Origin of the sequence: Qipengyuania sp. SS22 (assembly GCF_025736935.1) — a bacterium.
GTDB lineage: Bacteria > Pseudomonadota > Alphaproteobacteria > Sphingomonadales > Sphingomonadaceae > Qipengyuania.
In genome coordinates this window covers 434188-450369 of sequence record NZ_CP107048.1, presented here as the reverse complement: position 1 = coordinate 450369, position 16182 = coordinate 434188, and the positions used below count along the sequence as shown (strand labels likewise).

General features: G+C 64.3%; 19 protein-coding genes. 11 read left to right on the top strand and 8 right to left on the bottom strand.

The window, feature by feature from the left end; all coding sequences use genetic code 11:
- Positions 1–19 precede the first annotated feature (19 nt).
- The 3 genes from N6L26_RS02190 to coxB all read right to left on the bottom strand — a co-directional run bounded on the left by N6L26_RS02190 (position 20) and on the right by coxB (position 3856).
- Positions 20–979, bottom strand: coding sequence for an alpha/beta fold hydrolase (locus N6L26_RS02190; RefSeq protein ID WP_263606415.1), 960 nt, complete (start codon positions 977–979; stop codon positions 20–22).
- 90 nt (positions 980–1069) lie between these two features.
- A complete protein-coding gene (gene ctaD, locus N6L26_RS02185; protein WP_263606414.1) occupies positions 1070–2785 on the bottom strand; it encodes a cytochrome c oxidase subunit I in 1716 nt (571 codons plus the stop codon).
- Positions 2786–2815: 30 nt separating this feature from the next.
- Complete coding sequence (coxB, locus tag N6L26_RS02180) at positions 2816–3856, bottom strand: cytochrome c oxidase subunit II (protein ID WP_263606413.1); 1041 nt, start codon at positions 3854–3856, stop codon at positions 2816–2818.
- Positions 3857–4068: 212 nt separating this feature from the next.
- Here coxB and pyrE point away from each other — a divergent pair, with 212 nt between their 5' ends.
- Genes pyrE through N6L26_RS02135 form a run of 9 tightly spaced genes read left to right on the top strand, consistent with a single transcriptional unit; the run spans position 4069 to position 9910 of the window.
- The gene (gene pyrE / locus N6L26_RS02175) at positions 4069–4650 is read left to right on the top strand and encodes an orotate phosphoribosyltransferase (protein ID WP_263606412.1); all 582 of its coding nucleotides are present in this window, start codon (positions 4069–4071) and stop codon (positions 4648–4650) included.
- Complete coding sequence (locus N6L26_RS02170; RefSeq protein WP_263606411.1) at positions 4647–5387, top strand: pyridoxine 5'-phosphate synthase; 741 nt, start codon at positions 4647–4649, stop codon at positions 5385–5387. Before pyrE ends, N6L26_RS02170 begins: the two co-directional genes overlap by 4 nt.
- Positions 5388–5636 (top strand): hypothetical protein, encoded by a 249-nt coding sequence (locus N6L26_RS02165; RefSeq protein WP_263606410.1) that lies wholly within the window; start codon positions 5388–5390, stop codon positions 5634–5636.
- The gene (acpS, locus tag N6L26_RS02160) at positions 5633–6034 is read left to right on the top strand and encodes a holo-ACP synthase (RefSeq protein ID WP_253517345.1); all 402 of its coding nucleotides are present in this window, start codon (positions 5633–5635) and stop codon (positions 6032–6034) included. Before N6L26_RS02165 ends, acpS begins: the two co-directional genes overlap by 4 nt.
- Positions 6035–6051: 17 nt before the next feature.
- Positions 6052–6909 carry a signal peptidase I gene (gene lepB, locus N6L26_RS02155; protein WP_263606409.1) on the top strand — a complete coding sequence of 286 codons (858 nt, stop codon included), beginning with the start codon at positions 6052–6054 and terminating at the stop codon, positions 6907–6909.
- Positions 6910–6932: 23 nt separating this feature from the next.
- Entirely contained in the window at positions 6933–8045 is a 1113-nt protein-coding gene (locus tag N6L26_RS02150) for an AI-2E family transporter (RefSeq protein ID WP_263606408.1), read from the top strand.
- A complete protein-coding gene (locus N6L26_RS02145; RefSeq protein WP_263606407.1) occupies positions 8035–9273 on the top strand; it encodes a DUF3089 domain-containing protein in 1239 nt (412 codons plus the stop codon). The genes N6L26_RS02150 and N6L26_RS02145 overlap by 11 nt, the downstream gene beginning before the upstream one ends.
- Complete coding sequence (gene ruvX / locus N6L26_RS02140; RefSeq protein ID WP_263606406.1) at positions 9249–9737, top strand: Holliday junction resolvase RuvX; 489 nt, start codon at positions 9249–9251, stop codon at positions 9735–9737. Before N6L26_RS02145 ends, ruvX begins: the two co-directional genes overlap by 25 nt.
- Before the next feature lie 11 nt (positions 9738–9748).
- Positions 9749–9910, top strand: coding sequence for a hypothetical protein (locus N6L26_RS02135; protein ID WP_263606405.1), 162 nt, complete (start codon positions 9749–9751; stop codon positions 9908–9910).
- Here the strand turns inward: N6L26_RS02135 and N6L26_RS02130 are convergent.
- From N6L26_RS02130 to N6L26_RS02120, 3 genes are read right to left on the bottom strand one after another with little or no spacing between them, the layout of a single operon-like run.
- The gene (locus N6L26_RS02130; RefSeq protein WP_263606404.1) at positions 9901–10797 is read right to left on the bottom strand and encodes a transposase; all 897 of its coding nucleotides are present in this window, start codon (positions 10795–10797) and stop codon (positions 9901–9903) included. The genes N6L26_RS02135 and N6L26_RS02130 overlap by 10 nt on opposite strands.
- Positions 10785–11756, bottom strand: a complete 972-nt coding sequence (locus N6L26_RS02125) for a hypothetical protein (protein WP_263606403.1) — start codon at positions 11754–11756, stop codon at positions 10785–10787. The genes N6L26_RS02130 and N6L26_RS02125 overlap by 13 nt, the downstream gene beginning before the upstream one ends.
- A gap of 15 nt (positions 11757–11771) precedes the next feature.
- A complete protein-coding gene (locus tag N6L26_RS02120; RefSeq protein WP_263606402.1) occupies positions 11772–11924 on the bottom strand; it encodes a hypothetical protein in 153 nt (50 codons plus the stop codon).
- A 132-nt stretch (positions 11925–12056) separates the two neighbouring features.
- Here N6L26_RS02120 and N6L26_RS02115 point away from each other — a divergent pair, with 132 nt between their 5' ends.
- Together N6L26_RS02115 and N6L26_RS02110 are read left to right on the top strand one after the other, a co-directional pair.
- Positions 12057–12503 (top strand): PaaI family thioesterase, encoded by a 447-nt coding sequence (locus N6L26_RS02115; RefSeq protein ID WP_263606401.1) that lies wholly within the window; start codon positions 12057–12059, stop codon positions 12501–12503.
- A 2-nt stretch (positions 12504–12505) separates the two neighbouring features.
- A complete protein-coding gene (locus tag N6L26_RS02110) occupies positions 12506–12919 on the top strand; it encodes a PaaI family thioesterase (protein WP_263606400.1) in 414 nt (137 codons plus the stop codon).
- Here the strand turns inward: N6L26_RS02110 and N6L26_RS02105 are convergent, their stop codons facing one another.
- Both N6L26_RS02105 and N6L26_RS02100 read right to left on the bottom strand, forming a co-directional pair.
- Positions 12920–15115, bottom strand: coding sequence for a transglycosylase domain-containing protein (locus tag N6L26_RS02105; protein WP_263606399.1), 2196 nt, complete (start codon positions 15113–15115; stop codon positions 12920–12922).
- Between the two features lie 49 nt (positions 15116–15164).
- Positions 15165–16157: an AAA family ATPase gene (locus tag N6L26_RS02100; protein WP_263606398.1), complete on the bottom strand. Its 993-nt coding sequence runs from the start codon at positions 16155–16157 to the stop codon at positions 15165–15167.
- Positions 16158–16182: the final 25 nt, after the last annotated feature.

The following is a 16182-nucleotide window of genomic DNA, read 5'->3' as shown; positions in this document are numbered from 1 at the left end:
TCGGCCGCCATATAGGGCGTCAAAGGCGCTTTAGCCAGTCAATCAGGATCGAATTGACCGCATCGGGTCGCTCCTGCTGGGTCCAGTGGCCGACGCCCTCGAGAATATGCCCTTCAGCCTGCGGCGCAAACATCTTCACCAGCACCACCGGGTCCTCGATCGCGCCGAACAGGAAGGTCGCCGGATCGCGCGTCCCGCCGATGAACAATGCGGGCTGTTCGATGCGCTTGTCCGCCCAGCCCTGCAGCCATGCGTAATCGGCTTCGTGATTGCGATAGCGGTTGAGCGGGCCGCGGAAGCCCGAGGCAGCGAATTCGGCTTCGTAGAAATCGAGATCGTCTTCGGTCAGCCAGGCGGTCGGCGCGGGATCGGGAAGGCCCTCGAGGAAGGTCGCGCCCAGCGGCTTGTCCCAGTACTCGCCCGGGGGGACATCGCCGCTGATCGAATACATCATCCGCTGAACGAAATCGCGCGGGTCCTTTTCCGCCTCCGCCTCGGCAACACCCGGTTCCTGGAAATACTCCTGGTAGAAGAAGCGGCCCTGGCTGGTGAAATGTTCGCGGAAGACTTCGGTAAAGGGCCGGCTCGGCACGCCCGCGAAGGGCACCGACAGGCCGGCCACTGCGCGGAAGTGCTCGGGGTGCGTGAGCGCGGAATTCCACACGATCGGCGCGCCCCAGTCATGGCCGATAAGCACGGCGGGGGCATCGGGCGACAGCGCCTGCCTCAGTCCGACCAAGTCGCCGACGATATGCTCCATCGCATAGGCATCGACCGGCTGCGGCTTGTTCGACCCGCCATAGCCGCGCACATCGATTGCGCAGGCGGTGAACCCGGCTTCCGCAATGGGGCCGATCTGGTGGCGCCAGCTATACCAGCTTTCGGGGAAACCATGGACCATGATCGCCAGCGGACCCTCGCCCTCCACGGCGCAGCGCAGGCTGACCTCTCCCGTATCGATGGTACGCATTTCGAGCATGGCACTCCCCCGTGCAGATATCCGGCAGGCAAAAGAAAACGGCCGGTCCACCATGGGACCGACCGTTTGCTTGTGTCCAGTGCTTCGCGCTTAGCCTGCGGCGGGCGAAGCCTTGCTCATGTGATCGTGAGCGGTGTGATGGTCTTCGATCACCGGCAGCGTCTCGAACTGGTGGAACGGCGGCGGGCTCGACAGCGTCCATTCGAGCGTTGTCGCGCCTTCGCCCCACGGATTGTCCGCCGCCTTCTTGCCCGCCACGAAGGCGTAGACGATGTTGACGAAGAAGAAGATCATCGAAGCACCCATGATCAGATAGCCGATCGAGCTGATCTCGTTCCAATAGGCATAGGCGTCGGCATAATCGGGATAGCGACGCGGCATGCCCTGCAGACCAAGGAAGTGCTGCGGGAAGAAGATCACGTTCACGCCGATGAAGAAGCCCCAGAAGTGCAGGTGGCTCAGCAGCTCGGAGTGCATCCGGCCGCTCATCTTGGGGAACCAGTAATAGAACCCGGCGAAGAGCGAGAACACCGCACCCATCGACAGCACGTAGTGGAAGTGCGCGACCACGAAATAGGTATCGTGGACGACGTCGTCGATGCCGCCATTGGCGAGATAGACGCCGGTCACACCGCCAACGGTGAACAGGAAGATCATGCCGATCGCCCACACCATCGGGGATTTGAACTCGATCGAGCCGCCCCACATGGTCGCGATCCAGCTGAAGATCTTCACCCCGGTGGGGACCGCGATGACCATGGTCGCCGCGGTGAAATACATCTTTGTATTCACGTCGAGACCGACGGTGTACATGTGGTGCGCCCACACGACGAAGCCGACCACGCCAATCGCGACCATGGCATAGGCCATACCGAGATAGCCGAACACCGGCTTGCGGCTGAAGGTCGAGACGATCTGCGAGATCATGCCGAAGCCCGGCAGGATCATGATGTAGACTTCGGGGTGACCGAAGAACCAGAACAGGTGCTGGTAAAGGATCGGATCGCCGCCACCGGCGGGATCGAAGAAGGTCGTACCGAAGTTACGGTCGGTGATCAGCATGGTGATCGCCGCGGCCAGAACCGGCAGCGCGAGCAGCAGCAGGAAGGCGGTAACCAGCACCGACCACACGAACAGCGGCATCTTGTGGAGGGTCATGCCCGGCGCACGCATGTTGAAGATGGTGGTGATGAAGTTGGTCGCGCCCAAGATCGAACCGGCACCGGCAAGGTGCAGCGAGAAAATGGCGAAATCGACAGCGGGACCCTGGCTGCCGGTGGTCGACAGCGGAGCGTAGACGGTCCAGCCCACGCCTGCGCCCGGCCCCGTGCCGCCGGGCACGAAGAGCGAGAACAGCAGCGACATGAAGCCGGCCACGGTCAGCCAGAAGCTGACGTTGTTCATGCGCGGGAACGCCATGTCGGGCGCGCCGATCATCAGCGGGACGAACCAGTTGCCGAAGCCGCCGATCATTGCCGGCATGACCATGAAGAAGACCATGATCAGGCCGTGGGCGGTGATGAACACGTTCCACATATGCAGCGAGGTGTCGAAATCGGCGTTGCCGCCCATGAATTCGGCCCACCACTGCAGGTACTGGATGCCGGGTTCGGCCAGTTCCAGACGCATGATGCCCGAAATGCCGCCACCGACGATCCCCGCGATGATCGCGAAGATCAGGTAAAGCGTACCGATGTCCTTGTGGTTGGTGGACATGAACCAGCGCGCGAAGAAACCGGGCGTATGATGATCGTCATGCGCATGGTCTTCGGTGTGGGCCTGGAAGCTGTCGGCGGTGGTGGCCATCGTGCTATACTCTCGAGCTAATCGTAAATCTTAAGCGGTCGGGGCGGCGCCGGCGCCGGGTGCACCGGGGACCGAGCTTTCGGGTTCCTGCAGCGGCGCAGCCGAAGCAGCGGCGTCTGCGGCACCGGCGACAGTGCCGCCCTGCGCCAGAACCCAGGCATTGTACTGCGCCATCGGCAGTGCTTCGATCGCGATCGGCATATAGCCGTGGCGCGCGCCGCATAGTTCCGAACACTGGCCGTAATAGACGCCCGGCTCTTCGATCAGCAGCAGCTTCTCGTTGAGACGGCCGGGAACGGCGTCGAGCTTGAACCACAGGCTCGGCACGGCGAAGGAGTGGATCACGTCGGCGGCGGTGGTCTGCAGACGGATCGGCACACCGGCGGGGACGACCATGCGGTTGTCCACAGCGAGTTGGTGCGGCTCACCGCTCGCTTCGGCCTCTTCCTCGGTCAGCATGTTCGAAACGACTTCGAAATCGCCATTGTCGGGATAGGCATAGCCCCAGTACCACTGGTAGCCGATCGCCTTGATGGTGATCGCATCCTTGGGCGGCGTCTTGTACTGCGCGCTCAGCAGGCCGATCGACGGCACGGCAATGCCGAGCAGGATCAGCGCGGGAACGACCGTCCAGATCACTTCGATCAGCGTGTTGTGGCTGGTCTTCGAAGGCACCGGATTGGCGCGCTTGTTGAAACGCACGATGACATACAGGAACAGCAGCAGGACGAAGATGCTGATGATCGCCATGATCCATACCAGGGCAATGTGCAGCCCGTTGGCCTGCTTGCCGATCGGCGAGAACTGCGACTGCACGTCGATCGCACCCGCGACCGGCATGCCCTTGCCTGCGGTCGGCTTCATCGGCGTATAGGCGCTTGCGCCGGCAGCCACATCTTCGCTCGAGGCATCGGCGGCAACCGCCGGGTCGAGCGTTTCCAGCTGCTCGGTCGCTGCGGATTCGGCGGCGTCCTGCGCCGCCGCGCCCTGCGCGCCGAAAGCCAGCATCGCCGCCATCGCCAGGCTGGCGACAATCCGGTGGAACCCGTGGAGGGAGCCGAAGTTCTTCATCGTCGTGGCACTCTTTCGTGTCGTGTCTCGTTCGGGGCCTGTGGCTGAGGCAAATCCCGCGCTGCGTGGCGGGACGCGCCCCATGCAAGGGCCCGATTGCGCCCGCCCTATAGGCAGGGAATGCGTATGCCTCAAGCGGCTGGCCGATAAAAATGTGCAAGCGCCTTTGCCTCTTGCGCAATCGCGCGCGAGACGCTTTGGACCACAGCATCATGACCGATGAAGAAATCCTCCACGAGTTCCGGGCCAGCGAAGCGCTGCTCGAAGGCCACTTCCGACTGTCGAGCGGGCGCCACAGCGGGCATTACCTGCAATGCGCGCGCGTGCTGATGAATCCCGACCGCGCCGGACGCCTGGCCTTTGCCCTCGCCCAGAAAATCCCGCGCGAGGTCCGCAGCCAGATCGATGTGGTGGTCAGCCCCGCGATGGGCGGGATCATCATCGGCCAGGAAATGGGCCGCGCGCTGGGCAAGGATGCGATGTTCCTCGAACGGCCCGAAGGCGAGTTTCACCTGCGCCGCGGCTTCCGGATCGACCCCGGCACCAAGGCGCTGATGGTCGAGGATGTGGTCACCACCGGCCTTTCCAGCCGCGAGGCGATTGCCGCCGTCGCGCGCGAAGGCGGCGAAGTGATTGCCGAGGTCGCGCTGGTCGATCGAAGCAATGGCGCGGCCGATCTCGGCGTCCCTTTCTATCCGCTCGTCGATATCAACTTCCCGACCTATGCCGAAGACGAAGTGCCCGCCGAACTGGCGGCGATCGACGTGACCAAGCCGGGCAGCCGCGCGGCGTGAGCGCTCCGCTCCGCCTTGGGGTCAATATCGACCACGTCGCCACCATCCGCAATGCGCGCGGCGGCGATCATCCCGATCCGGTGCGCGCGGCGGAAATCGTGGCCGCGGTGGGCGGTGACGGGATCACCGCGCATCTGCGCGAGGACCGGCGTCATATCCGCGACGACGATCTTGAACGGATACAGAAGGCGACCGACCTGCCGCTGAACCTCGAAATGGCAGGCACCGAAGAAATGCTGGCGATCGCGCTTGCACACAAGCCGCATGCCGCCTGCATCGTCCCCGAGAAACGCGAAGAGCGCACCACCGAGGGCGGGCTCGATGCAGCCGGTTTGCATAACCAGCTCGCACCGATCGTGGGAACGCTGGCGGACAATGGCATTCGCGTTTCGCTGTTCATCGAGGCGAGTGAGCGCCAGCTCGAAGCGGCGCACCGCCTGAAAGCCCCCGTGGTCGAGTTTCACACCGGCGAATATGCGCATGCGGGCCTCGACGGCGATCACGAGCGCGAGGCACGCGAGCTCGAGCGGATTGCGGCAATGTCGCGGCTGGCCCGCGAGATGGGTATCGAGCCGCATGCCGGACACGGCCTGACCTACGAAAACGTGAAGCCGGTCGCCGCCATCCGCGAACTCGCCGAACTCAACATCGGCCATTATCTCGTGGGGGAAGCGGTCTTCGTGGGGTTGGAAACCGCTGTGCGCCGGATGCGCGACCTGATGGACGAGGCGCGCTAGGTGTCGCCCGCTTATGCCTTGAATATCTGGCGGTCGATCCGGACCACCTTCGTGCTGTTCCTGGTCGTCGTCCCCCTTGTCATCCTCACCAATTTGCAGGACGATGACGGAGTGGGATCCACTTGGGACGAACTGGCACTTCCGGCAGTGGGATTGATCCTGGTCGCAGGGCTTTTCGCTGAAATTGGCAGGCGCCTGATGAACCACTTCGCCGGTACGCCGATTTGCACCTGGACACCCCGGGCATGATCATCGGTCTTGGCTCCGACCTGTGCAATATCGAGCGCATCCAGAATTCGCTAGACCGGTTCGGCGAGCGCTTCGAGCAGCGCGTCTTCACCGAGATCGAGCGCGCCAAAGCGCGCCGCCGCCCGTTCACCATCGCGGGCACTTACGCCAAGCGCTTCGCCGCCAAGGAGGCTTTTTCCAAAGCGGTGGGTACGGGGTTTCGCCGCGGCGTGTTCATGAAGGATATCGGAGTGGTCAATGCGCAGTCGGGCGCACCCACGCTGGCGCTGACCGGCGGCGCGGCGATCGTGCTTGCGGAAATGGTGCCGCACGGCCATGAGACGCGCATTCATCTCACCCTCACCGACGACCACCCATGGGCGCAGGCCTACGTCATCATCGAGGCCCTACCCAAGTGACCACCGGCGCTACGGCAGTGAACAAGACATCCGACAAGAAATCCGACGGCAAGGTCGACTGGATCGCGGAAATTCGCGGGCTTGCGCTGATGCTGCTCGCGGTGTTCGCCTTTCACAGCTTCATCGCCAAGCCGTTCTATATTCCGTCGGAATCGATGATGCCCAATCTGCTGGTGGGTGACCGGCTGGTGGTGAGCAAATATCCCTATGGCTGGAACTGGAGCTCGATCAGCTTCCACCTCGCCCCGCGCGGTGACTGGCGAATTGCGGGATCGACGCCCGAATATGGCGACATCGTCATCCCGGTGCATCCCGAGCGCGACGAGGATTACATCAAGCGCGTGGTCGCCCTGCCGGGTGACAGGATCGCGGTGCAGAACGGCCGCATCATTCTTAATGGCGCGCCGGTCGAACAGAAGGTCGAGCCTGCCATCGCGCTGCCGCTCGATGCCAATTCGCGCTGCGATGGCTTCGGCTTCGACGACTTCCGCGCGGAAAACGCCGCGGGCACGCAAGTCTGCCGGGTACCGGTGATGCGCGAGACGCTGCCCAATGGGGCGACCTACCTGGTGATCGACCACCAGACCCAGGAACTCGACAATTTCGCCGAAATCACGGTGCCCGACGATCACGTTTTCGTGATGGGCGACAATCGCGACCATTCGGCCGACAGCCGCGAACTCAACCACCCGCGCGGCCTGCTCGGCCCGATCCCGCTCGAAAACATCGGCGGGCGCGCCGAATTCATCACCTTCTCGCTCGACGGCACCACCTCGCTCAATCCGGTGAGCTGGTGGACCAGCCTGCGCGAAGGCCGTGCCTGGTCGACCCTGCGTCCCGCCATTGCGGAACGAAAACCCGCTTCCGAGCGCTAGGGTCCTGAAACGAAGGGGCGTGTATGGCCGACGAGACGCAGGACTTCCACGACCAGGACCTCGGCACCAGCCCTTCGCGGATCAATAATCCGCGCATTCGCCACGAGGTTGCCCGTGCCATTGTCTGGGTGGCGGTAGTCGGCACAGTGGCGCTCGCGATCTGGATCGCCCGCCCGTTGCTGGTGATTTTCGGCGCCATGGTCTTTGCCTCGATGATCGATGGCGGCGCACGCCTGCTTGGCCGGGTACTGAACATCGCTCGGGTGTGGCGCGTCTCGATCGTGCTCTTCGTCACCACGGCGTTCCTGCTGTGGCTCGCCTATTTCGCCGGCTCGACGATCTCGCAGGAAGCGGCACAGTTTCCCGCGATCATCGAACGGCAGGTTACCGAGCTGATCGACTGGGCCGGCCGGCAGGGCTTCCAGGTCGACCAGTCGCAGCTACAGAACTATCTCGGCAATATCGGCAGCGGGATCAGCACTGTCACCAAGGCGCTGGGCGGCATTCTCGGCGGCGCGGCGACCATCGTCCTGATCCTCGTGATCGGTGTCTATGTCGCGATCGACCCGCAGCTCTACGAACGCGGGGTCGCCTGGATGCTCCCGCGCGAGCAGCGCGACCGCTTTTACGTCACCGCAGCGCGGATGGGCCAGACCATGCGCCGCCTGATGGCCGGGCGCCTGCTCGGCATGGTGGTCGAGGCAGTGTTTACCTATGTCATGCTCGCCTGGGTCGCCCCGCTGGTGGGGATCGGCGCGGTTCCGATGGCCGCGCTGCTCGCAATCCTAACCGGCCTGCTGGCCTTCGTTCCCAACCTGGGCGCACTGATCTCGGGCGCGCTGATGGTGCTGGTCGGCTTTTCCGGCGGGGTCGAAATGGGCATCTACACCATCGCGGTCTATTTCTTCGTGCAGAACTTCGATGGTTATGTCGTCATCCCGATGATCGCCAAGAAAACGGTCGATCTGGCACCTGCGCTGGTGCTGGCGTTCCAGCTGATCATGGGAATATTGTTCGGGATACTCGGCCTGTTTCTGGCCGACCCGCTTTTGGCGATGATCAAGGTCGCGCTCGAACGCCGGGCCGAACAGGCGAACGAAAACCAAACCAGAGAGGGTGCCAAAGATGGCGCGTAAGTTCCTGTACTTCATCGCGGTCTGCATCGTGCTGGTCATTATCGGCGGGATCGCGCTGACGATCTGGTCGCGCGAAGCGACCGAGATCGCCTTCGTTCCGCGTGGCGAATTCGTCGAACAGGCGCCGCTCGACGCCAATGCCTATCAGGACCCGGAGATGTGGTATTCGCGCCCCGGCCTCGGCACCAGCGATCCGGCGCGCTATCAGCCCGCGGTGGCCGAAACCCAGCCCGACCCCGCGATACGCGAACCTTCGCCCGACGCCCCCGCTGCCGAACAGAGCCTCGACCGAGGCGATCCGCTTGCGACCACCACCTCCACCACCGGCGAAGCGGCGGACCCGGAGGCGCTGCCCGAGTTCGCGGTCTTCTTCGTTCCGCCGACCAGCTATATCCAGGCGGGCGGCGACTGGAACGCGACGCTGGAGGATGCGACCACCAACAATCGCGCGCGCGTGTTCCTCAAAGGTCTTGCCAGCCCGTTCAATCGCGCGGACGAATTGTGGGCGCCCAAATACCGTCAGGCGGCGGCGGGTGCTTTCCTCACCAACCGGCCCGAAGCGCAGCAGGCGATCGATGCCGCCTATGCCGATGTCGCGCAGGCGTTCGACTATTTCCTCGACAGCGTGGACGAGAACAAGCCGATCGTGCTCGCCGGGCATAGTCAGGGGGCCTCGCATATCCTGCGTCTGCTGCAGGACAAGGTTGCGGACACACCGCTCGAAGCGCGGATTGCCGCAGTTTACGCGCCCGGCTGGCCGGTATCGGTCGAGCATGACCTGCCCTCGCTGCCCTTCCCCGCCTGCGCTTCGGCGGACCAGGCGCAATGCCTGCTCGCCTGGTCGGCCTTTTCCGACGATGGCGATGCCGACATGATCATGCGCCGCTACGAGGCCACCGTCGGCTATGATGGCGAGCCGCGGGGGACCGGGCCTATATTGTGCGTCAATCCGCTGACCGGCAGCGCTAATGGCGGTGCCCCCGCCAGCGCCAATCTGGGCACGCTGGTTCCCGATGAAAGCCTTTCGAAAGGCGAACTGGTCGCAGGCGCGGTCCCGGCCCGCTGCGGCGCTGATGGCCTGCTTTATATCGGCAATCCGCCCGAACTGGGCGAAGGCGTGCTCCCGGGCGGCAATTACCACGTTTACGATATCCCGCTGTTCTGGAAGAATTTGCAGGAAGATGTCATTGCACGGGTGAAGGCATGGACGGCAGCGCGGGCCTCGTAACCGACAACGCGCTGACCTATGGCGACGTGCTGGCGGAAGGCGGCGCATTGCTCGGGCTCGACCTGGGCACCAAGACCATCGGCGTCGCCACCTGCGATGCCAGCTGGCGTTATGCCACCGCGGGCAAGACGATCACGCGCAGCAAGTTCACCAAGGATTGCGGCGCCCTGCGCGCAATCGTTGTCGAGCGGAAAATTGCCGGTGTGGTGATCGGCCTGCCACGCAATATGGACGGAACCGAGGGGCCACGCGCGCAGGCCAGCCGCGCTTATGCGCGCAACCTTGCGCAGACGCTCGAATTGCCCGTGCTCCTGTGGGACGAGCGCTGGTCGACCTCGAGCGCCGAGGCGGCAATGATCGGGCAGGACATGAGCCGCGCCAAACGCGCCACCAAGATCGACAGCCATGCCGCTGCGATCATCCTGCAGGGCGCGATAGACGCGCTGGCCGGCGGCGGGTTATAGTGCCAGCCGCGATGCGGCTGATCGACGCCCTCAAGCACCTCGTTACCGGCGACGGTGCGGATTCCGACACCGGGCTGGGCCACCGCGAACGCGCGCTGTCGCGGGCGCTGGCGATCATTGCAGCGATCTTCCTGATCCTCGGCTTCGCGCTGTTCGCAATGCTCTATGGCTGAATTCGGGCGCGGCGCGCCTGCGCCTCGCGTGCCAGCATCACATTCCCCGCCAGTTCGGCCTCGCGCCACAGGGCGTCGCGCTCCGCCGCGCTGCTGGCAAGGCCCGCGCGCGCCTCGTAGCAGGCTAGCCGCATCCGTCCGCTGGGATGGTGGCGTCCGAAGTCTTCGGCCAAGTCGAGGGCGTCAGCATCACCCAGCGCCACTGCGCAGCGCAAGAAGGTCTCGCTGGCCGAGGGGTTCAGCACCGCGCTCACTCGGGACCGCTCTAGGTCGAAGCCATATTGGTCGAACCAGTCCTGCCCCGCCCCGACCCGCATGATATTGAGCGACACCGAGGTCGCCTCGGGCGGCAGCTGCGCATGAACATCGACATGCGCGCGGTAGTGCATCAGCCGTCCCTCGTGCAGCGCACTGCGCTCGACGAACCGCAAAGCCACGCGTTCGCCTGTAAATCCGGCGATCGAGGGATAGTCGATCTCGTAATAGTCGCTGCGATAGCCGGGGCCGAAATAACCCGCAGTGAGGAAATCGAAATTGTGGTCGTGCGGGACGCCATAGACGAAACTGCCCGCACCGCTGCTGCGGAAGCAGCTTTCGTCCTCGCTCGGCCAGATATTGGCGCGCAGGAAACAACCGTCGACCAGCGGCGACAGCACGATGACCTGCGGACCATAGGCGCTGTCCTCGAATGTATCGCGATGCCGCTCGCGCAAGTGATCGATCATGAGGTCGCCGAGAAAGCTGCGGTTGTTCGCCAGCCGCGCGAGCGCTGCCGCGGCTTCCACGGTGCTGCCCGAGTCCCGGGGATCGAACCCGTCGGCAATCGCCTCGACGGTTTCAGCAAGGCTGGCCGATCGGGATTCGTGGTTCGCGATTACGCGGGGCATGGAGCGGGCTCCCATTGAGCGAGCTGTGGATGGGCTTCCACCAGCCGCGCGCGCAATGCGCCAGCCTCGGGCGCCAGGTCATCGGTCGCATCGGTCGCAATCCTATCGAGCGCGGCAAATCCCGCCGCGCTGTCGAGCGCCAGGCACTCGCGTAGCGCCTGCCAGCGCAAATGATCGCTACCCGAGCGGGACATCGCTGCAAACACGGGCGCCGCATCCGTGCGGCGCATCCTGCCGAGCAAAGCCATCATCATCTCGTCACGGCTTTCGTGCCGGTCCCCGCTCGCCCGATGCACCAGCCTGCCCGAGGCGAGATCGAATTGGCGGGTCGGCTGGGGCCGCGGGGCGACCCGGGTGAGGCGGAGAGTGAGAAAACGCCCATGAACCCGGCGGACCATCCGCGATTTGGCCGCACCGGCAAAGCTGAGTCGGTCGCCTGCCTCGATGGTGCGGTAGCGGCTGTCGATGACCGCATGATCGCGTTGCTCTCCGCGGATTTCGAGCAGCGCGATATCGGCCGCGCCCGCCAGCACGATTTCGTCCCATTCGCTATCCGGGAATGTCGCCGCCGCATTGGCATCCTGCGCCGCTTGATCGTCGTGGAGCGCCAGACCCAGCGCGGCGCGCCCCTTCGCTGCCAGCTGGAGAAAGTGGAAACCCGGGCGCGACTGGTGGCGGAATGCCAGCTGTGCCAGCGGATACGCGCGGTGCACTTCCACCAGCTTCCCCACCACCGGCGCAGTGACACTCAGCGCCGCGCCGCCATTGGCAAAGAGGTCCGTGAGCGCCGGACAATCGACCAGCCTTGTCCCCGAACCGTAGGCCTCGAGATCCTGAAGGACTGGTGCCAGTCCCGCGTCCTTGCGGCACTCCGCCACGACCTGGGCAACCGCCTCGCTCATGGCGCGCTGCGCGGCAGCGTCACCGCGCAGCGCGCCGATTTGCGGATCGATGTGCATATCGCCGCCAACCGGTCAGAGCAGCATTTCGACCAGCATGTGGTCGTAGACATAGACCATGATCGCCACGACCGTATCGTCCGTCCCGGCGGTCGAAAAGCTACCGAACAGCCCGGTGGCCGTATCCAGATCGGGCAGACTGCCCAGCTCGATCTCGGGAAATTTCATATGGTTCTCCTACATTCGGGCGAACCCCGACCCCGTGTCCCCGTCCGCCACTTGCGAGACTGGCGAAGCAGGCGGTCGGCTTGAAATTAAAACATTGTAAGCGCGCGAACTGCGCGGCTATCGCGGCAGGCAATGAGCGAGCAGCCGCGAAAATTCGATCCCTCCAAGGCGACGTCCTTCTTTACGGGACGCGGCCATCCCGGCTGGCTGGGGCTGAAATATTCGGACCATGGCGACGATTGGGTCGAACTCGAACTGCCATGGCGTGAAGACCTGCTCGGCGAAGAAGGCCAGCGCGTGCTCGCCTCGGGACCGATCCTCAGCCTGATGGACATGGCCAGCGGCATGGCGATCTGGCGCGCGATGGACGAGTTTTCCGCCATCGCCACGCTCGACCTGCGGGTCGATTACGTACGTCCCGCGCGTGAGGGCGCGAGCGTGTTCGGGCGGTCGCAATGCTATCGTCTCACGCGCAGCGCGGCTTTCGTCCGGGGCCTCGCGCATGATGGCGATGCCGGTGATCCGGTGGCGCATATCCAGGCGGTCTTCATGAAGATCGCATCGACGGCGAGGCTGTGAACATGGCGGACATCCCCGAAATCGAGGCGCTGACGCCCTATGCCCGCTCGCTCGGCATTACGCTCGATAGCTGGGAGGATGGCACGCCAATCCTGTCGGTGCCGTTCGACGATCTGGTCGAGGGGCGCCCCGATCACTACCATGGCGGTGCGACCGGCGGCCTGCTCGAAACCGCGGGCTACGCCGTCTTGCGCGCCGAGCTGGCGCGGCAGGACCGTGCTGCCGTGCTCAAGCCGATCAACATTACCGTGCAATATCTTGCCGCAGGCAAGAGCCGCACCAGCTATGCCATGGGGCGGATCACCAAGCTTGGTCGGCGCAGCGCGAACATTACCGTCGAAGCGTGGCAGGACGAGCGCAGCCGCCCGATCGCGACGGCAGTGATGAATGTCCTGATGGCCGAACCGACCGGCTAGTTATCCCGCGTCCTCGGTTTCGCGCAGCCGCTCGTCGCGGCGGTTGCGGATCGCCTCGAAGCGGCGCTCGTCCGCGCGCCGGCGAGCTTCCTCGATCGCTTGCTCGTCCAAGCCGAGGCCGTCCTCACCAATGGTGATGTCGACCGGGAAGCCGTCGATCTCGGTCGAGAACACCGCCTCGCCATCGCGGATGCGCAGGCGCGAATTGCCATCGCCCAGCGGAATGTCATCGAGGCCGGGCACATCGAGCGGCTCGATCGGCGTGCCAGGATCGTTTTGTTCGCGCGGCGCGGGCTGGCTTGGCGCGGCCTTCACATTCATTGCCCCATTCATGAAATCGCGCCAGATCTGCGCGGGCAACCCGCCGCCGCTGATCCCGCCCGCGAGCGGCGAATTGTCGTCGTTCCCGATCCATACGCCGACCACCAGATCGCCCGCATAGCCGACGAACAGCGCATCGCGATTGTCCTGGCTGGTCCCGGTTTTGCCGAAGTTCGGCCCGCGCAGCATCGCCGCGCGCCCGGTCCCGTCATTGATGGCAGCGCGCAGCATCCCCTGGATATCGTCATGCGTCCGGCGTGATAGCGTATCGGGTCCGTCCCACAGGCGTTCCCACCAACCCTTTTCCTCGCGTGCGAAAGCATGCGGCTCGACCGGGAAGGCGTTGGCGGCGATGCCTGCATAGGCGGCGGTCAGTTCGATCAGGCTCATGCTGGTAGAGCCCAGCGCGATGCTCGGATCGCCTTCGACGAAAGAGGCACGGATGCCGAAATCGCGCGCGGTCTGGATGACCTTCTCCGAGCCGACTTCGTTGAACAGCCGCAGCGTGGCGACATTGCTCGACTTGGCCAGCGCATCGCGCAACGTGATCGTCTCCGAATACCGCTCGTTGGCATTGCGCGGGCGGTAGCTGCCCTCGGTGATCTCGGTATTCGCGATCTCGTCGTCGGGCGACCAGCCATCGCGCAATGCGGCCAAGTAGACGAAGGTCTTTATCGTCGATCCCGGCTGGCGCTTGGCCTGCGTCGCGCGGTTGAAGGGCGATTTTGCGTAATCCTTGCCGCCGATCATCGCCACGACTTCGCCATTGCGGCGCATCGCGACGAGCGCGACCTGCGCCCCGCCCAGCGGCGCGCCCTGCGTCACCTGCCGCGCGATATTCTGCAGGCGGCTGTCGAGCGTGGTGGTTAGCGTCTGGCGTTCATAGCCCTGCTCGGTCAGTTCGCGCGCACCGGGCAGCGCCCAATCGGCGAAATAAGTCCCCGTGGGCAAATCGTTGCGCGTGCGCACGTCGAGCGCGGGCGGCTTCATCGCGCGGGCTTCGGCCTCGGTAATATAGCCCGCATCGACCATCGATTGCACCACGATCCGCATGCGCCGTTCTGCACGGTCGTAATGCCGCGTCGGGGCATAGGCGCTGGGGGCCTGCAACAGCCCTGCGAGCATCGCCGCCTGGTTGGGTTTCAGGTTCTCCGGCTTGCGATAGAAATAGTGCAGGCTCGCCGCGCGCAGTCCGTAAACATTGTCACCGAAATAGGCGTTGGACAGGTAGCGGCTGAGGATCTCGTCCTTTGTCAGCCAGCTTTCCAGCCAGAACGCGATCAGAGCCTCGCGTGCCTTGCGCGTCAGCGTCCGTTCGGGGGTGAGGAAGGTAAACTTTGCCAGCTGCTGGGTGATCGTGCTGCCCCCGCCGGTCCCGGTGAAGGCCGCCCGGGCAATCCCGCGCGGGTCGATTCCCCAATGCGAATAGAACCGCCGGTCCTCGGTCGCCAGGAACGCCGCGATGACATGCGGCGGCAGGTCCGCCACCGCGACCGGTTCGTCGGTTATCGCGCCATTGCGCGCGATCGGCGTGCCATCGGCGGCAAGCAGCGTGATCTGCGGGGGGGCAATCGGTTCGAGCGATTTCGACAGCGGTGCGGTGATCGCCAGCCATGCAACCAGCACGATGAACAGGGCGATTATCGCCGCAAGAATGCGCCCCAGCCACCAGCGCTTGCGCCGACCAAGCCAGTAGTCGCGCTGCCACCAGCGCAGACGCTTCTTCTCTTCCGCGTCGAGCGCGCTGTCGAGCCGGTCGAGCCGGCTGTCCCAATCGTCGTAATCGAGCGCATCATGCGTGGCGTAATAGCCGCTGTGCGACGGAAGCTCCGCCAGCGGCTGCGGCCTGCGCCGGAAGAAGTTGAATAGGCCCATCGACTACTGTGTTAAACGAACAACACAGTCATGGATAGGGGGTCTTGCCTTAACCCTTGCCAACCACGCTCTCGGGCAAATCGTCACCGAACACGCGCTGGTAATATTCGGCCACCAGCATGCGTTCTTCCTCGTCGCATTTGTTGAGGAAGGAGAGGCGGAAGGAGAAGCCGACATCCTTGAAGATGGCGTAGTTCTGCGCCCAGGTGATGACCGTCCGCGGGCTCATCACGGTCGAGATATCGCCATTGATGAACCCCTGCCGCGACAGGTCGGCGACCTTGATCATATCGGCGAGGATCTTGGGATCGATATCGGGGTTCTTCGCGTCGACGATTTTCTGCTCGATCTCGGCCGGCAGGTAGTTGAGCCCGACGACGATGTTCCAGCGGTCCATCTGGCCCTGGTTGATCTGCTGCGTGCCGTGATAAAGACCCGAGGTATCGCCAAGACCGACCGTGTTGGCGGTGGCGAACAGGCGGAAGCCCGGATCGGGGCGGATCACGCGGTTCTGGTCGAGCAGGGTCAGCTTGCCCTGCTGTTCGAGCACGCGCTGGATCACGAACATCACGTCGGGGCGGCCCGCGTCATACTCGTCGAACACCAGTGCGACCGGGTGTTGCAGTGCCCAGGGCAGCAGGCCTTCGCGGAATTCGGTGACCTGCAGCCCGTCGCGCAGCACGATGGCATCGCGCCCGACAAGGTCGATACGGCTGATATGCGCATCAAGATTGATGCGGATACACGGCCAGTTGAGGCGCGCGGCGACCTGTTCGATATGCGTCGATTTGCCCGTGCCGTGATAGCCCTGCACCATCACGCGGCGGTCGTGTGCGAAGCCCGCAAGAATTGCCAGCGTGGTGTCCGGGTCGAACACGTAGGATTCGTCGAGGTCGGGCGTGCGCTCATCGGGTTTGGAGAAAGCGGGCACCTGCCAGTCGATATCGATCCCGAAAGTTTCGCGCACATCGACAGTGATGTCGGGCGCGGGAAGGACGGTCTTGGCGGAAGCTTCGAAGCTTTTGTCGGTCATATCGTTCATCGCGTGTGGCGGGGTAGCGGGATGG

Coding starts and splice junctions, on each gene's coding strand:
- N6L26_RS02190 (WP_263606415.1), bottom strand. CDS start 979: ATGCTCGAAATGCGTACCATCGATACGGGAGAGGTCAGCCTGCGCTGC.
- ctaD (WP_263606414.1), bottom strand. CDS start 2,785: ATGGCCACCACCGCCGACAGCTTCCAGGCCCACACCGAAGACCATGCG.
- coxB (WP_263606413.1), bottom strand. CDS start 3,856: ATGAAGAACTTCGGCTCCCTCCACGGGTTCCACCGGATTGTCGCCAGC.
- pyrE (WP_263606412.1), top strand. CDS start 4,069: ATGACCGATGAAGAAATCCTCCACGAGTTCCGGGCCAGCGAAGCGCTG.
- acpS (WP_253517345.1), top strand. CDS start 5,633: ATGATCATCGGTCTTGGCTCCGACCTGTGCAATATCGAGCGCATCCAG.
- N6L26_RS02150 (WP_263606408.1), top strand. CDS start 6,933: ATGGCCGACGAGACGCAGGACTTCCACGACCAGGACCTCGGCACCAGC.
- N6L26_RS02145 (WP_263606407.1), top strand. CDS start 8,035: ATGGCGCGTAAGTTCCTGTACTTCATCGCGGTCTGCATCGTGCTGGTC.
- ruvX (WP_263606406.1), top strand. CDS start 9,249: ATGGACGGCAGCGCGGGCCTCGTAACCGACAACGCGCTGACCTATGGC.
- N6L26_RS02135 (WP_263606405.1), top strand. CDS start 9,749: ATGCGGCTGATCGACGCCCTCAAGCACCTCGTTACCGGCGACGGTGCG.
- N6L26_RS02130 (WP_263606404.1), bottom strand. CDS start 10,797: ATGCCCCGCGTAATCGCGAACCACGAATCCCGATCGGCCAGCCTTGCT.
- N6L26_RS02125 (WP_263606403.1), bottom strand. CDS start 11,756: ATGCACATCGATCCGCAAATCGGCGCGCTGCGCGGTGACGCTGCCGCG.
- N6L26_RS02120 (WP_263606402.1), bottom strand. CDS start 11,924: ATGAAATTTCCCGAGATCGAGCTGGGCAGTCTGCCCGATCTGGATACG.
- N6L26_RS02115 (WP_263606401.1), top strand. CDS start 12,057: ATGAGCGAGCAGCCGCGAAAATTCGATCCCTCCAAGGCGACGTCCTTC.
- N6L26_RS02110 (WP_263606400.1), top strand. CDS start 12,506: ATGGCGGACATCCCCGAAATCGAGGCGCTGACGCCCTATGCCCGCTCG.
- N6L26_RS02105 (WP_263606399.1), bottom strand. CDS start 15,115: ATGGGCCTATTCAACTTCTTCCGGCGCAGGCCGCAGCCGCTGGCGGAG.
- N6L26_RS02100 (WP_263606398.1), bottom strand. CDS start 16,157: ATGAACGATATGACCGACAAAAGCTTCGAAGCTTCCGCCAAGACCGTC.